14 protein-coding genes and 5 pseudogenes are annotated in these 18,961 nt (G+C 69.3%); 11 read left to right on the top strand and 8 right to left on the bottom strand.

Features of this window, described 5'->3' with window-relative positions; genetic code table 11:
* Positions 1–23 precede the first annotated feature (23 nt).
* The 7 genes and pseudogenes from OG285_RS37320 (at position 24) to OG285_RS37290 (ending at position 8,253) form a co-directional block, all read left to right on the top strand.
* Positions 24–494, top strand: a complete 471-nt coding sequence (locus OG285_RS37320) for a RidA family protein (RefSeq protein ID WP_331760313.1) — start codon at positions 24–26, stop codon at positions 492–494.
* Positions 491–1,165 carry a DUF1028 domain-containing protein gene (locus tag OG285_RS37315; RefSeq protein WP_331760312.1) on the top strand — a complete coding sequence of 225 codons (675 nt, stop codon included), beginning with the start codon at positions 491–493 and terminating at the stop codon, positions 1,163–1,165. The genes OG285_RS37320 and OG285_RS37315 overlap by 4 nt, the downstream gene beginning before the upstream one ends.
* 17 nt (positions 1,166–1,182) lie before the next feature.
* Complete coding sequence (locus OG285_RS37310) at positions 1,183–2,331, top strand: M20 family metallopeptidase (RefSeq protein WP_371793729.1); 1,149 nt, start codon at positions 1,183–1,185, stop codon at positions 2,329–2,331.
* Positions 2,332–2,493: 162 nt separating this feature from the next.
* Positions 2,494–3,891 (top strand): MFS transporter, encoded by a 1,398-nt coding sequence (locus OG285_RS37305; RefSeq protein ID WP_331760310.1) that lies wholly within the window; start codon positions 2,494–2,496, stop codon positions 3,889–3,891.
* Positions 3,892–3,997: 106 nt separating this feature from the next.
* Positions 3,998–4,939, top strand: coding sequence for a LysR family transcriptional regulator (locus tag OG285_RS37300; protein WP_331760309.1), 942 nt, complete (start codon positions 3,998–4,000; stop codon positions 4,937–4,939).
* Positions 4,940–5,003: 64 nt separating this feature from the next.
* Positions 5,004–7,373, top strand: a complete 2,370-nt coding sequence (locus OG285_RS37295) for a GH92 family glycosyl hydrolase (RefSeq protein ID WP_331760308.1) — start codon at positions 5,004–5,006, stop codon at positions 7,371–7,373.
* A 185-nt stretch (positions 7,374–7,558) separates the two neighbouring features.
* A pseudogene (locus OG285_RS37290) lies at positions 7,559–8,253 on the top strand (DUF899 family protein).
* A 221-nt stretch (positions 8,254–8,474) separates the two neighbouring features.
* On the opposite strand, the gene OG285_RS37285 reads toward OG285_RS37290, so the two are convergent.
* The 3 genes and pseudogenes from OG285_RS37285 to OG285_RS37275 form a co-directional block, all read right to left on the bottom strand.
* Positions 8,475–9,302 (bottom strand): alpha/beta hydrolase, encoded by an 828-nt coding sequence (locus OG285_RS37285; protein WP_331760307.1) that lies wholly within the window; start codon positions 9,300–9,302, stop codon positions 8,475–8,477.
* Positions 9,303–9,578: 276 nt separating this feature from the next.
* On the bottom strand, positions 9,579–10,322 hold the full coding sequence (gene kdsB, locus OG285_RS37280) for a 3-deoxy-manno-octulosonate cytidylyltransferase (protein ID WP_331760306.1): 744 nt from the start codon (positions 10,320–10,322) through the stop codon (positions 9,579–9,581).
* A gap of 166 nt (positions 10,323–10,488) precedes the next feature.
* Positions 10,489–11,128, bottom strand: a pseudogene (locus OG285_RS37275) (hypothetical protein).
* A 573-nt stretch (positions 11,129–11,701) separates the two neighbouring features.
* On the opposite strand from OG285_RS37275, the gene OG285_RS37270 reads away from it, so the two are divergent.
* Positions 11,702–12,562, top strand: a complete 861-nt coding sequence (locus tag OG285_RS37270) for a hypothetical protein (RefSeq protein ID WP_331760304.1) — start codon at positions 11,702–11,704, stop codon at positions 12,560–12,562.
* 31 nt (positions 12,563–12,593) lie between these two features.
* On the opposite strand, the gene OG285_RS37265 is transcribed toward OG285_RS37270, so the two are convergent.
* The gene (locus OG285_RS37265; protein WP_331760560.1) at positions 12,594–13,238 is read right to left on the bottom strand and encodes a response regulator transcription factor; all 645 of its coding nucleotides are present in this window, start codon (positions 13,236–13,238) and stop codon (positions 12,594–12,596) included.
* A gap of 53 nt (positions 13,239–13,291) precedes the next feature.
* Complete coding sequence (locus OG285_RS37260; RefSeq protein WP_331760303.1) at positions 13,292–14,644, bottom strand: sensor domain-containing protein; 1,353 nt, start codon at positions 14,642–14,644, stop codon at positions 13,292–13,294.
* Positions 14,645–14,835: 191 nt separating this feature from the next.
* Here OG285_RS37260 and OG285_RS37255 point away from each other — a divergent pair.
* Positions 14,836–15,465 (top strand): annotated as a pseudogene (locus tag OG285_RS37255) (transposase); the annotation flags it as partial.
* A gap of 14 nt (positions 15,466–15,479) precedes the next feature.
* On the opposite strand, the pseudogene OG285_RS37250 reads toward OG285_RS37255, so the two are convergent.
* Positions 15,480–15,908 (bottom strand): annotated as a pseudogene (locus OG285_RS37250) (maleylpyruvate isomerase N-terminal domain-containing protein); the annotation flags it as partial.
* Positions 15,909–16,054: 146 nt separating this feature from the next.
* Here OG285_RS37250 and OG285_RS37245 point away from each other — a divergent pair.
* Positions 16,055–16,804 (top strand): thioredoxin domain-containing protein, encoded by a 750-nt coding sequence (locus OG285_RS37245; protein WP_331760302.1) that lies wholly within the window; start codon positions 16,055–16,057, stop codon positions 16,802–16,804.
* A gap of 450 nt (positions 16,805–17,254) precedes the next feature.
* Here the strand turns inward: OG285_RS37245 and OG285_RS37240 are convergent, their stop codons facing one another.
* On the bottom strand, positions 17,255–17,464 hold the full coding sequence (locus tag OG285_RS37240; protein WP_371793728.1) for a DUF4291 family protein: 210 nt from the start codon (positions 17,462–17,464) through the stop codon (positions 17,255–17,257).
* Positions 17,465–17,497: 33 nt separating this feature from the next.
* Between OG285_RS37240 and OG285_RS37235 the strand changes: the two are divergent.
* Positions 17,498–17,601 (top strand): annotated as a pseudogene (locus tag OG285_RS37235) (IS5/IS1182 family transposase); the annotation flags it as partial.
* A gap of 152 nt (positions 17,602–17,753) precedes the next feature.
* On the opposite strand, the gene OG285_RS37230 reads toward OG285_RS37235, so the two are convergent.
* Positions 17,754–18,578, bottom strand: a complete 825-nt coding sequence (locus tag OG285_RS37230) for a restriction endonuclease (protein ID WP_371793727.1) — start codon at positions 18,576–18,578, stop codon at positions 17,754–17,756.
* Positions 18,579–18,961: the final 383 nt, after the last annotated feature.

The following is an 18,961-nucleotide window of genomic DNA, read 5'->3' as shown; positions in this document are numbered from 1 at the left end:
GAAGAAACCAGGAGCAGTTGGTCATGACCTCCACGCGCGAAGGCCGCCCGGCGAAGGCCCCGATCGTCGCCGGCGGGCACATTCGGATCCGGCCGTTCAACACCCAGGACACCTATCCCGAGCAGAACCTCTCCAATGACCTCTGTCAGGCCGTCGTGGCCGGCAACACCGTCTACGTACGGGGCCAGATCGGCCAGGATCTCGACACCAGTGAGTCGGTCGGTGTCGGTGACGCCGGGGCCCAGGCCGAGCAGGCCATGGCCAACATCAAGACGCTGCTCGAAGAAGCGGGCAGCCGCATGGAGCACCTCGTCAAACTGACGATCTATCTGATCGACCCGCGCTACCGCGAGGCGGTGTACCGCACGGTGGGCCGCTGGACCAAGGGCGTGCACCCCATCTCCACGGGTCTGGTGGTGTCGGCCCTGGCCCGCCCGGAGTGGCTGTGCGAGATCGACGCGGTCGCTGTGATCCCCGGGGAGGAGCAGGCATGACGTTCTCCCTGGTGGTGCGTGACGGTGAGCGGTTCGGCATCGCGGTCAGCTCGTCGAGTCCGGCGGTCGCGGCCCGCGTCGTCCACCTGAGGCCCGGTGTCGGCGCTGCGGCTTCGCAGAACGTCACCGACCCCACTCTCGGCACGAGCCTGCTGGCCGGACTCGCGGAACACGGCGATGCGCAGCGCGCCCTGAGCGGCGTCACCGGTGCGGCGCGGAACGCGAAGACCATCGAGCACCGGCAGCTCACGGTGCTCGGCCGCTCCGGCCCCGGGTTCGCCCACAGCGGTTCGGGGACGCTGGGCACGTACGCGTCGGCCACTGCGGACGGCGCGGTCGCGGCCGGCAACATGCTGGCCGGTGAGCACATCCCGCGGGTTCTTCTCGACGCCTATGCGGAGGCCACCGGCGAGCTGGAAGAGCGTCTGGTCGCCGCCCTGCGTGCCGCCGTCGAGGCCGGCGGCGAGATGGGGCCTGTGCACTCCGCGGGCCTGGCCGTCGTCGCCGACGTGGACTGGCGGGTGACCGACCTGCGCGTGGACTGGGCCGACGACCCCGTGGACCGGCTCGCGGAGCTGCTCGAAGTCTGGCTGCCGCAGCGCGACGACTACGTGCGGCGCGGACTCGACCCTGCGGCCGCACCCTCGTACGGCGTCCCGGGTGATCTCTGATGGGCACGCCCACATCTGTGAGGGGCACGCTCAAAGAGGCCGCACGGCGTGAGATCGACCGTCATGCCGACGAGCTGATCGGTCTCTCCGAGCGCCTGCACGCCGATCCGGAGACGGCCTGGGAGGAGCACCGGGCCGCCGCCGCCGTGCCGGAACTGCTGGACCGTGCCGGCTTCCAGGTCACCTCTTCCTACCTGGGCCTGGAGACGGCGTTCCTGGCACGGCTCGGCAGCGGACCCACCCGGATCGCACTGTGCGCCGAGTACGACGCGCTGCCCGGCCTCGGCCACGCCTGCGGGCACAATCTCATCGCGGCGAGTGCGGTCGGTGCCGCGCTCGGCCTGGCCGCCGTCGCCGACGACGCCGGCCTCACCGTAGAGGTCTACGGCACACCCGCCGAGGAAGGCGGCGGCGGCAAGATCGAGATGCTCGACCGGGGGGCCTTCGCCGGAGTGGACCTCGCCATGATGGTGCACCCGGCGCCGGTGGACGTCGCGGAGGCCAGTCCGTTCGCGGTCAGCCACTCCAAGATCTCCTACACCGGGAAGTCCGCCCACGCCGCCGCCTACCCGGAAGCCGGAATCAACGCCGCCGACGCCTTCACGGTGGCCCAGGTCGCCATCGGCCTGCTCCGCCAGCAGCTGCCGGCCTCGGCCCGGGTGCACGGAGTGGTGACCCACGCGGGGAGCGCCCCGAACGCCATCCCCGAGCGGGCGACGGGACGTTGGTACGTACGGGCGGAGACCCTCGCCGAGCTGGCTGAGCTGGAGCCACGTGTCATGAGGGCCTTCGAGGCGGGGGCCCTCGCGACCGGGACCACGCTGGAGATCGAGCCGGAGAGCAAGCCGTACGCGGAGTTCCGCGCCGACGAGAAGGCGCTCGGCCACTACCGCCGTAACGCCGTCGCGCTGGGCCGTGAGTTCGCGCCGCCCGGCCAGGCCGCCCGGATGAACCGCGCCTCCACCGACATGGGCAATGTCTCCCAGGTGGTTCCGGCCATCCACCCCTACATCGGCATCGGCTCTCTGCCCGCCACCAACCATCAGCACGAGTTCGCCGCGTTCTGCGTGGGTGGACCGGCCCAGCGGGCTCTGCTCGACGGCGCGGTCGCGCTGGCCTGGACCGGTATCGACCGGGCCGTGTCAGGAGGGGAAGCACCGGGATGACCGGGGTGGTCGCCGCCCCGGCAGCGGTGGCCGCGGCCCGCCTGCTCGGCCCTGTCCGGCCGATCCTCCCGCCGCCCTCTCGACTCCCGACGAACCGGAGGACACCGATGCCCCCGACTTCCTCCAGCTCCGGCTTCTTCCCCCATCCCCAAGGAGGCGCGAATGCCCGCCCCTAGCACCGGCGCCAGGACGACCGAGGTCGAGACGGCCACCGACGTGGTCGCATTGCGCAGAAGCGTTGCCGCGGGCGCCATCGGGGTGTTCGTGCACTGGTTCGACTGGGCCGCCTACGCCTATCTCGCCGGCACGGTCGCTACCGTGTTCTTCCCGTCAGAGGACCGCACCACCGGACTGCTCGCCGTTTTCGGCGTGTTCGCCGTGTCGTTCGGCATCCGGCCGATCGGCGCCATGGTCTTCGGACCGCTCGGCGACAGGATCGGCCGCAAACGCACCCTGTCACTGGTCATCTTCATGATGTCCGGTGCGACTCTGACGATCGGCCTGCTGCCCGGCTACGGGACGATCGGCATCGCCGCCCCGGTGCTCCTGCTGGTGCTGCGCCTGATACAGGGCTTCGCCGCAGGCGGCGAGTTCGGCAGCGCGGCGAGCTTCCTCGCCGAGAGCGCCCCGCGGCGCCGTCGTGGGTTCGGAGTCAGCTGGCTGGAGGTCGGCTCCTTGCTGGGCTTCCTCACCGGCTCGTTCGTCTTCCTGCTGCTGTCGGCGGGGCTCGACGACAACCAGCTGACCTCCTGGGGCTGGCGCATCCCCTTCCTCGTCGCCGCGCCGCTGGGCGTCATCGGCTTCATCATCCGCAGCAAGATCGAGGACACCCCCGAATACCGGTCGCTCGAAGCGAACAACGCGGTCCCGCGCAGTCCCGTACGGGAACTGGTCCGCTCGGAGAAGCGCCAGTTGCTCCAGGCGGCGGGCCTGATGACCGCCATGCACGTGCCCTTCTACACCGTGCTGACGTACCTCGTCACCTACGAGACCGACCACCTGGGCCGCTCCGCCGACAGCGCTGCTCTGCTGACCACGGTGATCTCGCTGCTGGGGCTGGTGTTCGTCCCGGTGTTCGGTCACCTGTCCGACCGCGTCGGACGGAAGCCGGTCTTCGTCGGGGCGACAGCGGCCCTCCTGGTCGCCTCCGTCCCTGCATTCCTGCTCATGCGGACCGGACCGGCCGGCACCTGGATCGCGGGTCTGCTGCTCGGGGTGGTGCTGGCGGCGATCCTCGGCACCTACGCGGTGTGGTCGGCGGAGATCTTCCCCACCCGTACCCGCCAGAGCGGCCTGTCCATCGCCTACAACATCACCGCCGCCCTCTTCGCAGGCACGGTGCCCTACGTGATGACCGTGCTCATCGACGCGACCGGCAGTACCCTGCTGCCCGGCTTCTACCTGATGGTGTTCGCCGTCGTCGGGCTCGTCGCCGCGCTGTCCCTCAAGGAAACCGCCGGTTCCTCCCTGCTGCGTCCTGGGGACGTGCCCGACCGGGCCACCGGGGAGGCGTCCGACCGGATCCCGGAGGACGTCCCGGACCGGACCCCGAGCCACTAGATCCTGTCCGGTCGGTCTTCATGGACCACGGAGACCGACCGGACAGGACCCGGCCCGCCGCATAGGCTCATGGGCGGACACGGATCGCGAGGCGCAGGGATCACGCATGACATCACCGGTGGGTTTCACCCTCGTTCAGCTCCGCTACTTCCTCGTCGCGGCGGAACACGGCTCCATGACCGCGGCGTCGGCCGAGCTCAACATCGCGCAGTCGGCGGTGTCCACTGCCATCCACAACCTGGAACACGACCTGCGGGTGCAGCTGTTCATCCGCCGCAGAGGCCGCGGGCTGATCCTGACACCTGCGGGGGAGAGGCTCCAGCACCAGGCCCGTGAGCTCCTGGCCCGTGCGCGTGAGGTCGAGGGGGAAGCCCGCGGCAGTGGGAGGACACTGTCGGGTCCGGTGACCGTCGGATGCTTCGTCACGCTGGCGCCGTTCTACCTGCCCGTCCTGTTCAGTGAATGCACCCGCCGTTACCCGGCGATCGAGATCGACGTGGTGGAGGCGGAGGCCGAGCAACTGCTTCAGGCGCTGGACGCGGGACGCATCGACTTCGCCCTCACCTACGACCTGGGCCTGTCAACGGATCCGGGGATGCACGGGGAGACGATCGCCCGCTTCCCCGCCTACGCCATCGTCGCGGCCGGCCACCCGCTGGCCGGCCGCGGCACGGTGGAGCTGGCCGAACTGACCGCAGAGCCGCTGGTCCTGCTCGACCTTCCCTACACACGCGACTACTTCCGCGCGCTCGTGGCGGACAGCGGAACCGCACCCGACGTGCGCTACCGCACGCAGAGCTATGAGACCGTCCGCTCCATGGTGGCCAGAGGACTGGGCTACTCGGTGCTGAATCAGCGTCCGGCGACCGGACAGACCTACGGCGGCGGCGAGGTCGTGGAGTTGGAACTCAGCGACGGGCGCCCGCCACTGGAACTGAAACTGGCGACGGTGCAGGGCGTGACACAGACCCCCCGCGCCCGCGCCGTCATGGATCTGCTGCGTGAGATCGCGACCGGGCAAATCGGCTCCTGCGGCCAACTGCATTGACGGAGCAGTACTTGGAGGGCAAAGATCACAGAGACTTGACAACGTTGTCACAGAAAGGATCGCGATGAGGGCATGGAAACGCGCGTTCGCCGCCGTGTTGCTCGCCACCACCGTGGCCGCGGCATCCGCCACCCCCGGCGTCGCAGCTGCCAAGGAGCGGGGGCCGAAGTTCGCCGGTGACCCCACCAGGCTGGTCGACACGTCGATCGGCAACAACGGCGACGGGACCACCTTCCCGGGCGCCACCGTCCCGTTCGGCATGGTGCAGCTGAGCCCGGACACGCAGCTCAACCAGTACGCCTCCTATGACTACAAGCAGGACACGATCCTCGGCTTCAGCCACACCCACCTCTCGGGCGTCGGCTGCCAGACGATGGGCAACTTCCGTTTCATGCCGACCACCGGTGCGGTGACGTCGTCCGATCCGGCCCAGTACGGGGCGAAGTTCAGCCACGACAACGAAACCCGCGCGCCCGGTTACTACGGAGTGAAGTTCGACAACGGCATCCGGGCCGAACTCTCCGCGACGCAGCGAACCGGCCAGCACCGCTACACGTACCCCGCCGGATCAGGCCCCGAGAACGTGCTCATCGAGACCGGGGAGAGCAACGGCAGCACCTATGCCGGCGACGTCCACGTCGTCGGCCATGACACCATCGAAGGCTGGCTCCAGGGCGGCAACTTCTGCGGTGAGACCGGGAAGGAGCGCTACCGGATCTATTTCAGCGCCAAGTTCGACCGGAAGTTCTCAAGCTTCGGCACCTGGACCGACGGCACCATCACCCCGAACCAGCGCGACGCGTCGCGCGGCACCAAGCGCGCCGGTGCCTATGCGACATTCGACCCGGCCAAGGGCAACCAGGTCGGCACCTCGGTGGGCCTGTCCTACACGTCGGTCGACGGCGCGCGCCTCAACCGCAAGGCTGAGCAGCCGAAGTCGTTCGACAAGGCCCGCACCGCCGCGCACCACACCTGGCAGGAGGAGCTGAACCGGATGCGTGTGGCCGGCGGCAGCACCGCCGACCAGCGTACGTACTACAGCGCGCTCTACCATTCGCTGCTGCACCCGTCGGTCGGGTCCGACGTGGACAACCGCTACCGCGGTTTCGACGACCAGGTGCACCGCGCGGATTCCCCGTACTACCAGATGTTCTCGCTCTGGGACACCTACCGCTCGCAGAACCAGTTGGTGGACCTGCTGAACCCTGACAAGGCCGCTGATATGGCCAAGTCGGTGCTGCACATCTACCAGGACGGTGGCTGGCTGCCGCGCTGGGCACTCGGCAACAGCGAGACCAACGTGATGAGCGGCGACCCCGTCACGCCGTGGATCGTCGACATCTACAACCGCGGCCTGCTCGACAAACGCACCGCGCGCCAGCTCTTCGGCGCGCTGTGGAAGAACGCCAACGACGTCCCCGCGGACCAGTCGATCTTCCGTGGCCGTGACGGCAACCCCACGTATGTCAAGAACGGCTGGGTCGGCTACCAGAATCTGCCCGGGTACAAGTACGGCGACAGCCGCCAGTCGGGCTCGGCCACGCTTGAGTACGCGCTCGCCGACTGCGCGCTGTCCACGATGGCCGACGGCCTCGGCTACAGGGGCAAGGCCGCGACACTCTCCTCTCGTTGCGACAACTTCACCAAGCTGTGGGACCCCACCGTCACCTCGCAGGGTTTCTCCGGGTTCCCGGTGGCCAAGAACGCGGACGGCACCGTTGCCGGTGACCCCGATCCCGCCCAGGCCGGCGCGTTCCACGAGGGCACCGCGTGGCAGTACGAATGGCTCGCGCAGCAGGACCCGCAGACCATCTTCGGACTGATGGGCGGCTCCTCGCAGGCCGAGCAGCGGCTCGACAAGTTCTTCGACATGCCGACCGTGCTGACCGACCCGGCGAAGGCAGCTTCGGACTCGTGGGTGACCGGCGCGTACGACTACCACAACAACTTCGCGTTCAACCCCAACAACGAACCCGACTTCCACGCGCCGTGGATGTACACGTGGACCGGCGCGCCGTGGAAGACCTCCGCCGTGCTGCGCGCGATGCGGACGCTCTTCACCGACAACGTGTACGGAATGCCGGGCAATGACGACCTCGGTGCCACGTCCTCGCTGCTCGTCTTCGCCATGGCCGGCATCTTCGAGGCTCAGCCCGGCTCCGCCACCTACGTGATCTCCGCGCCCATGTTCGAGAAGGTCGAGATCCGGCCTGAACACGGACGGACGATCCGTATCGACGCCCCCGGCGCCAACGCGTCGAAGCTCCAGTACGTGTCCTCCGTGGGCACCGACAAGGGCGAGTTGCGCCAGAGCTGGCTGTCCCACAAGGACCTGCTCCGCTCCGGCACGATCAAGATCAAACTCTCTGACAAGCCGACCAGCTGGGGAGCCAACGCCGCCCCTCCGGCCCTGGCCCGGCCGGACAGGCCCTGAGGCTCAGGGGGTGCGGTCCCTCCCGCGAGGGGCCGCACCCCCGGGGGGTTCACCGGTTCCTGCGCTCCTTTCGACGCCCGGAACGTCGTGGGCGCACGGCGCACCCGAGGGGTGACCGATGAGTTCTGGCCGGAGGGGGAGTCGGTACTTACAGAACGGCACCCGACCGCCCGCCCGGAGGAACCATGTCCACCCGTAGCAATGCCTTGCCTCCCGTCGTCGACGCCGCCACCTGGGAGAAGGATCTGGCCGCTCTGCGCGTTCGGGAGAAGGCCGCCACCCGTGAGCTCGACGCCATCGCGGCCCAACGCCGCCGACTGCCGATGGTGGAGATGCCCGACTACGTCCTGGAGGGCGAGGGGGCCCCGTCCGGCTCGCTGAGATCTTCGGGGATCACCCGCAGCTGATTGTCTACAGCCACATGTGGCATGAGGGCGCCGAGTGGCAGTGCGGGGGCTGCACCGGCTTCACCTCCCAGTTCACCCGGCTCGCGGGCCTGGAGAAGTTCGACGCCCGGTTCGTGATCGTCACCCAGGGCCCGATCGGCGAGGCGCTCGCCTACCGGCGCAAGGTGGGCAACACGATGACGTGGTACTCGACGGCGGACAGCACGTTCGGCGCCGATGTCGGCGCCCCGCCGAACGGCGGCTTCGCGGTCAACGTGTTCCTGCGCGACGGCGACACGGTGTACCGCACCTGGCACACCGACGGCCGCGGGACCGAGCAGCTGAGCTATCTGTTCGCCCTGGTCGATCTCCTGCCCTACGGACGCCAGGAGGAGTGGCAGGACTCCCCGGAGGGCTGGCCCCAGTCGCCGACCTACAGCCGCTGGGCCGCGCCGCAGGAGATCGCGGCGGCGTACGGACAGGGCGACTCCTGAGGCACCGGGGTCTTCGGGACAAGAGGCACCGGAGTCTTCGGGGCGAGGGGGTGCGTCACCTTCCGTGGCGCGCCACCACCATCAGCCATCAGCCGTCAGCCGTCAGCCATCACTGGGGCCGGATCAGCCTGCCCGGGCAGCAGCAGCGGGCTGTCCCCTCTCGCGGGTAGCAGCCCCGCGTCGGCACGGGTGTGGGGCCGGCGCGGGGTGCTGGGGGGACTTCAGCTGCTCAGGAAGTCCAGAAGGTCCTTGTTGAACTTCTCCTTGTAGCCGGGGACCAGTGCGATGCCGTGCGAGCCGCCCTCGTAGACCTTGAGTTCCGCGCCGGGCACGAGTTCCGCGGTCTTGCGGCCGGTGGCGTCGATCGGCACGACCTGGTCGTCGTCGCCGTGGACGACGAGGGTGGGGATGTCGAACTTCTTGAGGTCCTCGTGGAAGTCCGTCGTGGCGAAGGCGTCGACGCAGGCGACACCACCCTGGATGGTCTCCTGCATGGCCATGTACCAGAAGGCGTCCTTGTTGCCCTGGGTGACCTTGTTCCCTTCGCGGTTGGCGCCGAAGAACCCGACCGCCGTGTCCTTCCAGAACTGCGAGCGTTCGGCGAGGATGCCGCTCTTGATCCCGTCGAACACACTCTGGGGGACACCCTCGGGGTTGTCCGCGTTCTGGATCATCAGCGGGGGGATCGCCGACAGCAGTACGACCGACTTGACGCGGCTGGTTCCGTGGCGGCCGATGTAGCGGGCGAGTTCGCCGCCGCCCATGGAGTGCGCGACCAGCGTCACGTCCCGCAGGTCGAGCTGGGTGATCAGGTCGTTCAGGTCGTCGGCGAAGGTGTCGAAGTCGTAGCCGTCGAAGACCGGGGTGGACCGGCCGTGGCCGCGCCGGTCGTGCGCGATACCCCGGAACCCGCCGTCGACGACCGCCTTGAGCTGGTCCTGCCAGGCGTCGCCGTTCAAGGGCCAGCCGTGGATGAAGACCACGGGCCTGCCCCGGCCCCAGTCCTTGTAGAAGATCTCGACGCCGTCACGCGTCGTGCAGACCGGCATGTGTGCTCCCTTGCTCGCCATGTGAGGAGGTGCCGGTAGCGGCGCAGCGCCGCAGGCACCGGGAAGCCGCCTTCGGCCCATGCGCCGGCTCCGGCACAGAGACCTGAAGGTGACAACGTGGGACGGAATGGTGACGGTGAGCCACCACCCTGAGGGTGAAACTAGTACATGGGTTTCTGTAGGACGGCGCCCGATGACGTAACTCCCCGGCTTGGACCGCACAGGTTCGCCCGGCCGCTCAGGCCGCGGTGGTGAGAACGTCAGCCTGATCCGGGGTCATTCGCTCTGTACTGCGAGGCGTGTACGGAGTTGCTGAAGGTCGTGGAGGGTGTCGATGGCGGTGTGCTCTCCCTCGACAGTGATGACGTGGATGCGATGTCCGTGGTGGAGGGCGCGAAGCTGTTCGAGGCCTTCGGCCTGTTCCAGCGGGGCGGGAGGCAGGCGGGTGTACTGGGTCAGGAAACTGGTGCGATAGGCGTAGAGGCCGATGTGCTGGTAGCGGGTGACCGGGGTGTCGTGCCGTTCATAGGGGATGGGGGAGCGCGAGAAATACAGCGCGCGCCCCGTGGCGTCGAAGACGACTTTCACCACACCCGGGTCGTTTACCTGCTGGTGGTCGCTGATCGGGCTGGCAAGGGTTGCCATGACCGAATCGGGGTTCTCAAGGAGTCCGAGGGCGAGTTGGTCGATCCAGTCGGGGTCGAGGAGCGGTTCGTCGCCCTGGATGTTCACCACGATGTCGGCGCCACGGCCGGCTGTGGCTTCGGCCACCCGGTCAGTACCGCTGATGTGGGCAGGCGAGGTCATGGCGACCTCGGCGCCGAATCCGGTACAGATCGCGGCGACCCGCTCGTCATCGGTGGCGATCAGTACGTGTTCCAGCGAGCGTGCGCGCATCGCGCGGCGCCAGACGTGCTCGATCATGGGGCGGCCCGCGATGTCGCACAGCACTTTGCCCGGAAGCCTCGTCGACCCGTACCGGGCCGGGATGACGCCCCATGTCCTGGCCGTGCCGGTCACGGTTCCTCCCGCGTCAGGCCGCCGACGAGCAGCGCGAATGCTCCTGTGGGACCGTCGCTGTCGAGACGCTCTGCCGCTGAGCGCACCGCATGGGCCTCCTGAAGCGTCCACGCCCGCACAGGCGCCGCCACTCCTGCCTGAACAGCGCTGCCTTCGGGGGACGTTGTCATCGGAATCCCTTGACCAGCGTGTCCACTGCTTTGAGTTCGGCGAGCAGATCCGGCAGACGGTCCAGACGGAGACTGTTGCTGCCATCACTCAGAGCGCGAGGAGGATCCTCGTGGACTTCCATGAACACCCCGGCGACACCGACTGCTACGGCTGCCCGCGCCAGCGGGGCAATGAACTGCGGCCGGCCCCCTGTTGAGTCTCCTGACGCCCCGGGCTGCTGCGGGGGAGAGGAACTGGCCCTTCTTGATGTTCACCGGGCGCCCCGATGCGCACACCGCGAGCAGGAGGTCGGTCTGCCGGCACAGGAACGCCGGAATCTGGAGCACATCCGCGACTTCCGCCACCGCGCTCACGTCCTGGCGCTCATGGACATCGGTAAGCACCGGGACCCCCACCTCCGCCCGTACGCGTGCCAGAATCTCCAGCCCCTCCTGAAGACCGGGGCCCCGAAAGGAACACACCGAGGTTCGGTTCGCCTTGTCGTAGGACGCCTTGAACACGTACGGGACCCCGGCCCGCCGCGCCGTCTCGGCGATCCGCTCGGCGTGACGCAGTGCCATGTCCGCGCCCTCGATCACACAGGGCCCCGCGATCAGCGTGAACGGACCGTCCTGATCCACCGACACCTCACCGATCCGTACCCGCGACCGCGGGACGACGGGCCTTGCGGCGTATTCCCCGTCGGTCACGACTGACGTCTCCTCTCACGTCACGACGTACCGCGCTGCGCTGCGCGAGCCTGCACCGTACGGCTGTGGGTTGACTTACGGAACTTACGGGACTTACGAAACTTACGGGACTTACGGGGAAGCGGCCGGGAACACCATGTTCCCCTGCCTGCGACGGGCGTGGCTAGGAGTGTGGGTCAGTAACGAGCGACTTCGGGCGATTGGCGGTACGCCGCCGCACAGGTCGGCGACCAGGTCGGCACCTCCTTCGGTCCTGCTCCCGAACCGGTCAGCCGCAACTGGCCACCGGTGGACTCTGCGAGATGAAGGCGGGACTCACACCGACACTGGACCAGGTGCAGCGGTGCGCGGCCCGTCCGCCCTGCTCGGCTGGGGTGTGGCAGGCCACACCCCAGATGGATGGCGTACCTCAGTGACCGGTTGATCGACAGCGCGACATCGTGATCGGCATGACGAGGGGCCCGCCCACCACGTGGTTCGGGCGCTGCCCCCATGCCCGATCGAGCCGAAGGACCCTCCATGCGCACTCATAAGGCCCTGTCGCGATCAGCGGAGGTGCCCGGTCGGGCACTGGCTGTGCTCGTCGCCCTCGCCGTGGCACTCGGTGCCGCCTTTGTCCTCGTCCCGAGCAGGCTGGCGGCGATCGGGACGGAAGGCGGCCTCTCGTCGCAGCGGAATCTCGTCGACGCCCTGAGCCCGGCGTTCGTTACGTACTGGACGTCCGGGGACCAAGGATTCCCCCCGGACCTGCAGCGGGTTGTCGACTGCTGGTTCCGCTTCCACGTGGTCAAGGGCGTCCTGGCCGCGGCTCTGCTGATCGTGTTCGTCGCCCTCGCCGTCCGGCTCTGGAAGGCGTTCCTGAGGTCCAGCGGTCCCGGAGCCGGGGGTAGGGGCCTCGCCTCGGCTGCCGTCCTCGCCAGCGTGCTTGCGCTGGTGTCACTGGCGGCGCTGATGGCGAATGTCCAAGGTGCGATGGCCCCCTTCTCCTCGGCGACCGCGCTGCTCCCGCTCGGCGCACCCAGTGGCCAACTCGCCTGTGCGATCGATCAGATCAAGCGGGGCCTGGCCCACTACCCGAGCCCGAGCGACGAGAACGCGGTCGCCCTCAAGGTGATGGTCGACGACTTCAGCCGGTACCACGCGGTGCTCGCCGCATTGGCGTCCGTCGTAGCGGTCGCCCTGATCGGCCTGAGCGTGATGGCGTGGCGGAGGTTCGCTGCGGCGGACAGGTCGAACGGGCGGACCCGGCGCACGATGAGGTCGTTCGGCGTCCTCTCGGCCCTGCTCGCGCTGATCGTGATCGTCGTCGCACTGGCCAACACGGACACCGCGGCGGACCCGGCGCCGGCCCTCCTGGGCTTCTACAAGGGCGGCCTGTGACGCCTCGCGGCTGATCGGCGGACGGGCCCGGTCAGGAGCGGAGGTAGGCGAGGACGGCGAGGACTCGGCGGTGCTGGGCGTCGTCGGGCGGCAGGCCGAGTTTGGCGAAGACGTTGCCGATGTGTTTCTCCACCGCGCTGTTGGAGAGCACCAACTGCCGGGCGATGGCGGTGTTGGAGTGGCCCTCGGCCATCAGTCCCAGGAGCTGCCGTTCACGCGCGGTCAGTGCCTGCAGCGGGTCCTGTCGGCGCTGGCCGGCCAGTAGCTGGGAGACGACCTGGGGGTCGAGCACCGTCGCGCCACCGGCGACCCGGTCTAGGGCGTCCAGGAACTCCGCGACTCTGGCGACCCGGTCCTTGAGCAGGTAGCCGACCCCGCCAGAGCCGTCCGCGAGCAGCTCGGCGGCGTACGACACCTCCACGTACTGGCTGAGTACCAGTACGGGGGTGCCGGGCAGTTGTGCGCGGGCGCTGATCGCTGCACGCAGGCCCTCGTCCGTGTGGGTCGGCGGCATCCGTACGTCGACGACCGACACGTCCGGGCGGTGGGCGAGCACCGCTTCGACCAGGGCGGGGCCGTCACCGACCGCCGCGACCACATGGTGCCCGTCCTCGGTGAGCAGTCGGACCAGGCCTTCACGCAGCAGCACCGCGTCATCGGCCACGACGATCCGCAGCGGACTGCGGGCCGCGCGATCCCGTGGTGCTTCGGCATCTGTTTCGGCCGAGATCAGTGGCATGGCAGTTCCCCGGTGATCGTGGTCGGGCCGCCGTCGGGGCTGGCGACCCGCAGCCGGCCGCCGACCGCGTGCAGTCTGTCGTCCAGGCCCCGCAGGCCGTATCCCTTGGCCACGGCCGCGCCGCCCACGCCGTCGTCCGTCACCCAGACCCGCAGGATTCCATCGCCGTGGCGCATTCCGATGGCGCACCGGTGGGCGTGGCTGTGTTTGGACACATTGGTCAGGGCCTCGGCGACCACGAAGTACGCGGCCGTCTCGACTGCGGCGTCCGGCCGACGGTTCAGGGGGCCGAGGTCGAGCTCAGCGGATACGACACAGCGCGCGGCAAGCGCGGCGAGCGCCGCCTGCAGGCCGCGGTCGGTGAGGATCGGCGGGGCGATGCCGCGCGACAGGGCCCGTAGCTCCTCCAGCGTCTCCTGAGTCTGGACGATCGCGTCGGCGAGCGCCTCCCGGGCGGCTTCCGGCCTGCTGTCGAAGTGGTGCTCGGCGCGGCCCAGCTCCATCGCCAGGTGGACCAGACGCTGCTGGGGGCCGTCGTGGATATCGCGTTCGAGTCGGCGCAGGGCGGCAGCCTCGGCCGTCACCGCGGCGAGGGTCTGTGCGCGGGCGGTGTCCCGCTCCTGCTCCAGCCCGTTGATCCTGCGGTGCAGTGCCGACAGGTCGGACAATAGTGCCTTCCCCAGCCCGGCCTGAGCGGCGACGCCCACCCGGGTCACCAGCGGCACGGTGGCCAGCACGAGGAGGCCGAGCGTGACCGCGAAGGCGACCCGCTCGTCCGGCGACGTCAGCCCCAGGCTCAACGCGATGTGGGATTGGGGACCGCCCAGGTACAGGTTCATCGGCCGCAGCGGCCCGGGCGTCGCATACGGGCTGCGCAGAGGAGCCGTGACAGCGGCGACGCCGACGAACCACCACAGCGCCGTTACCGCCGACGTGACCACGACGACGGGGAGTACCAGCACCGTGTGTGCCACGTCGAGCCACAGCCCCGGGTCGGACGCGGCGGCTGTCCCCCTCGGCCTCGGACGCCGACGCGCGCCCCGCGCCCCGTCGGCCTGGGAGCGCACCTTGGCGATCCGCCACCGTTCCACGTCGGCGGACCACCGCGCCAGTTCCGTAGCACTGGTCATGACCGGCGACCCGCTCGACAACAGCAGACCGACCGTGCCAACGAACAGGCCGCTTAGCACCAGCAGCAGCCCGAACGCGGCACTGACCGGCGCGGTCAGCAGGTACAACGAGTCCAGAAGCGTGCGGCGTCCCAAGCGCACCGCGAACCGGGCCCCCAGCCGCCACCGACCCGCAGCCACGCCCGCGACCACGGAAGACGACGACTCAGCCACGCGCCCAGCATAATCGCGATCGAAGTCGGCGAAGCCTCACCGAGGCCCCGGCCACAGCCGGTCACGGTGCGTCGACTGACCCCAATTGTCTCAGTCCTGGTGGCATAGGAATGTGTCCCGGCAACCGGCAACCCGCCTGCGTTTCGTCATCATTCATGCTGGTCGATAACGATATGCGTGGTGGGGATGGGCTGTTCGAGGTCGAGCCAGTCGAGAAGAAGCAGCCGCAGGGCCGTGCGGTGGCGGTCGACAAGCAGTTCCGTGCGTTCGACCCGCACCAGGTCCTGCTGCTGCCCCCATCGCTGGACGACTGGCTGCCCGAGGACCACCTGGCCCGCTTCGTCGCTGACTTGGTGGACGAGGTGCTGGACCTGGGGCCGATACTTGCCGACTACACCGAGAAGCGCGGCTACCCGCCCTACGACCCCGGACTGATGCTGCGGCTCCTGATCTACGGCTACACCACCGGCGTCCGCTCCTCACGCGCCATCGAGCGCAAGTGCGCCGACGACATCGCGTTCCGCTACCTGGCCACCGGCCAGGCCGAGGACGAGACCTTCGGCGTGAACGGCAAGGAAGCGGACCTGCCCGCCGAGCTGGACCGACGCGAGAAGCGTCTGGCGAAGCTGCAGGCCGCCCGCGCGCAGATCGAGGCCGAGGCCGCCGAGAAGGCACGCGCTCACGCCGAAGACAAGGAACGCCGCCGCCAGGAGCGTGCAGGCACCGGCGACGAGCGGGCCGTCGCCGACGCCGGCGAGCAGGCAGCAGCCAACGCACGGCCCAAGCCCAAGGCCCAGGCCAACTTCACCGACCCCGACTCGTAGGTGTGCACCGCGATCTCCTGGACTTGGTGCCGGGCGACGCCACCGGCGGTGTGCGGCGTCTGCGTGTTGCCCCAGCCGGTGAAGCAGCCCTGGTCCGGACCGGCCTCCCGCAGGGCCGCCAGCAACAGCTCGGTGGAGGCGGCCAGCCAGGCCGGCACAGCCTCGGGCTCCTGCGGCGCGACCGCGTCACCCTGGGCCGGGGTCCTGGACGTGGCGTCCGGCCCGGCGGCGACGGTGGCGGCCCAGCGGCGGCGGCCCTCGCCGATGTGCTGCACCAGGTCGAACAGCGTCCACCCGGGGCAGGTCGGCACGGGCAGGCCGAGGCTGGGCGCGGCGGCGAGCGCTGCGCGGAAGGCAGTTGCACGTTCGTCGATCAGCCGCAGCAGATCAGGAAACTCCAGAGTCTTGCGCACGGCGGTACTTCTAGCATCTTGGTTCATTTGCCCGACAGCGGTTTTCCCAGCCGGTACGGCGGGGAACTCCGGCCCAGGCGAGCCCGCGCTCGGGCTTCCGCCACGCCACAGCCGCACGCTCCTCACAGGGCTCGCATAGTGTCCTCCCTGACATCCAGGGGAGGGGAAGATCAATGCAGTTCAGACAGGCCGCGGTGAGCGCGGTGGGCCTGGCTCTGGTCGCCGTGCTGGCGACGGGATGCGGTCGGGCCGCCGAAGCTGACTCCGACGAGGGATCGGGGCCCGCGGACAACACCGCGACGCACGCCAAAACCACGGAGTTGGCGGAGCGGCTCGGTGCGGATCGCACCACCATAATTGTCGGCTCAGTCGACGACACAGTGGCCGTACAGGTGTATGAGGACATGCGCTGCCCCGTCTGCAAGGAGTTCGAGGGGGCCGAGAGCGGCGCTCCCGCCCTGCGTGAGCTCACGCAGGCGGGCATATTCCGTACGGAGTACACGCTTGCCTCCTTCCTCGACGACGGGCTCGGCGGCGCGGGCTCGAAGCGCGCGGCGAACGCTCTGCGCGCGGCTTTGGAGAAGAAGAAGTTCACGCAGTACCACGATGTGCTCTTCGCCCATCAGCCCGAGGAATCGGTGGACGGCTACACGGACGAGTTCCTGCTGCGTATGGCGTCCCTCGTCCCTGGCCTCCGTGGCGCCGATTTCGATTCGGCGGTCAGGACCATGGAGTACCGGGGCTTCGTCACGGCCTCGGAGAAGGCGTACGAGAAGGCCAAGACGTCCGGCACGCCGGGCTTCGGAGTCAACGGCCGACTCGTGCCCGACACGGTCCGGGGCGCGATGTTTGACCCGAAACTGCTGGCGACGGCGGTCGAGTACACGGCGATGCCCCCGTCGAGCCGTCCGAAGCTCTCCTAGCGGCACCCGGGCGGGGGCGGCGCAGAGGTGGTGCCCGGGTCCTTCGCGAGCAGTGGCCCGACGGGCCGTCCCCGCCCCACACGTCTTCGCCGGGCCCGTGCAGAGAAATCCGGCTGGCAGATGGGGCAACAGCGCCTGGAGCAGACGGGGTGGCGGGCGCCTCGTCTCGACTCCGGCTGGCGCAACATCCCGTAGCCGACCAGTTCTCCCTGGAGCTGAGGCGGTGAGGGCACAGTGGCCCGGGGGTCGCGAACGCCAAGAGTGGATCAGAGGTCGATGGAGCAGTCATCCGTCCGCACCCAATCGCCGACGGAGGTGCTCTGGAAGCGGATATGGGCGCTCATGTGGCAGCCGGCTCAGTGCCTCATCAATCCTGCCATCGAGTACAGCGGCCTGGACCGACCATGCCCGTTCGGTGACATCCGCCATGTCCACGATCCAATCGTTCACCTAACGGTCCACGGCTTCACCGGACAGACCGACCTGAATGGCTCGCCATGGCTGCGGTTCCAGCTGGATCGACCGGTCCGGATCCCACCGCACACGCACCGAGCACTCGGCAGCCTCCGCTTGCCACTGAGCCCGGCCCTCGTGCACACCAGGCTGGAAGTGGCTGAGGGCCGCGTGTGCCAACGCCCATTCGAACCCGGCCTGGTCCATGTCGATTCGCAGAATTCTTTCCTGGTTCGGCTTCCGGGCCCCGTTGGCCGGGGCAAGCCGGGTTCCACGATGCACATTTCGTCGGGCGCGAACGGACTACCTCTGGTCGTCGGAATCCGCCGCCAACGTTCACGACACTCTCGCGCCGCAGTCCTCTGCTGCTACGAACGACTCCTCAAACTCCCCATGTAGGGAACCCTCTTGGGCGTACTGACCCGCAGGGTTCTTTCCGCTGCTGTGCGCTTTGGGCGTGGGTGATCTGGCAGAGCTCTCGACTACGCCTGGATTTCTACGGTCCAGGGGCCGGAGGGGCAGGCGTCGGGACGTTCGCGGGGCCCCAGGGTGCGGGTCCTGAGCCTTCTGCCCAGGCGGCGAGGGAGGTGCCATCCACGCAGCGGATACCGCACTCCGCGGCGTAGTCCTCGGCCGGTGCGGTGAATTGACTGGTGGTGACCACTACGGCGAGCTGGGCTCCGTGCACTGACCAGCAGGTACCGCCGAAGCGCTGGAGGTCCTGGGAGCCGACCTTGTGCGCAGGGCCGTACTGCTTGCACTGCACGACGACGCGTCGGCCGTCGGGCGCGGTCGCGAGGACGTCGGCGCCGAGGTCACCGGCGCCGCCGACGACTTCGACCTCGCGGCAGCCATCTCGTTCGCACAGCGATGCGACGGCCGCCTCGAAACCGTCGGGATCGAGGGCCGCGAAGTCGGGGGCAGGATCGGGTAGTACGGCGGTGAGCCCGTCCCGGGCCGTGGCGGGAGCGAAGTCGGCCGGCTCCTGGGCCCGGGCGACGGGGGAGAGTACGAAGGCCTCGTCGGCCTGGGTCGTCTCGGTGAATTCGCGGTCGGCCTGAGCCATCCCCGCACGGGCGGCGCGGCGCAGCTCTCGGGTCCTCGGCATCGCGCGGAACAGGGCGTAGAGCACGGGAACCGCGAGCAGCGCGAGGAGTACGGCAGGGACCGGATTCGCCCCGGCCCAGTGCGCGAAGCGCACGAAAAGCAGCGCGCCGGCGCAGAGCAGGGCGCCCACCAGCGCGAGAGCAACGACAGGCCGGGGCAGCGATGCCGCAGTTGTGCGGCGGCCGGTGTTACTCCTGGTCTCCCGTATCAGCACTGGGCCTCCTCCACATGGTCCGAACCTCTTCGACCAACGTGTGCCCCGAACAGCGCGATCCATGATCAACAAGGCTGGCCCCGCCGTCGGCGTGGCGGAGCGGCTGTTCCCGAGGTACGGGTACGGCTCGCCGGCCCGGGGCTGGCCCGGTCGGTCCTGCCGTTCCGCTGGTCGCTGGGGAAGGCCGATGTGTGACGGGCCGCGGGCTCTTGCCGTACGGGGCAGGCGTCTGCCATACGGCGCCGGTGCGCCCGCGTAGCCGGGTTGCGGATAGCCGTACGCGGGCTGGGGGCAGCCGTACGACGGCTCCCCGTACGACGGCAGGCGGGCTGAGTCCCTGGCCGAAATCCCAGGCCAAGCGGCATGTGAGGTTCCCTGCAGGG

It is taken from the genome of Streptomyces sp. NBC_01471 (genome assembly GCF_041438865.1).
Classification (GTDB): Bacteria; Actinomycetota; Actinomycetes; order Streptomycetales; family Streptomycetaceae; genus Streptomyces.
This window is presented reverse-complemented; position numbering and strand designations above follow the sequence as displayed.

What these genes read in the sequence shown, in the direction of transcription:
- OG285_RS37320 (WP_331760313.1), top strand. Translation starts at nt 24, where the DNA reads ATGACCTCCACGCGCGAAGGCCGCCCGGCGAAGGCCCCGATCGTCGCC.
- OG285_RS37315 (WP_331760312.1), top strand. Translation starts at nt 491, where the DNA reads ATGACGTTCTCCCTGGTGGTGCGTGACGGTGAGCGGTTCGGCATCGCG.
- OG285_RS37305 (WP_331760310.1), top strand. Translation starts at nt 2,494, where the DNA reads ATGCCCGCCCCTAGCACCGGCGCCAGGACGACCGAGGTCGAGACGGCC.
- OG285_RS37300 (WP_331760309.1), top strand. Translation starts at nt 3,998, where the DNA reads ATGACATCACCGGTGGGTTTCACCCTCGTTCAGCTCCGCTACTTCCTC.
- OG285_RS37295 (WP_331760308.1), top strand. Translation starts at nt 5,004, where the DNA reads ATGAGGGCATGGAAACGCGCGTTCGCCGCCGTGTTGCTCGCCACCACC.
- OG285_RS37285 (WP_331760307.1), bottom strand. Translation starts at nt 9,302, where the DNA reads ATGCCGGTCTGCACGACGCGTGACGGCGTCGAGATCTTCTACAAGGAC.
- OG285_RS37270 (WP_331760304.1), top strand. Translation starts at nt 11,702, where the DNA reads ATGCGCACTCATAAGGCCCTGTCGCGATCAGCGGAGGTGCCCGGTCGG.
- OG285_RS37245 (WP_331760302.1), top strand. Translation starts at nt 16,055, where the DNA reads ATGCAGTTCAGACAGGCCGCGGTGAGCGCGGTGGGCCTGGCTCTGGTC.
- OG285_RS37240 (WP_371793728.1), bottom strand. Translation starts at nt 17,464, where the DNA reads ATGGACCAGGCCGGGTTCGAATGGGCGTTGGCACACGCGGCCCTCAGC.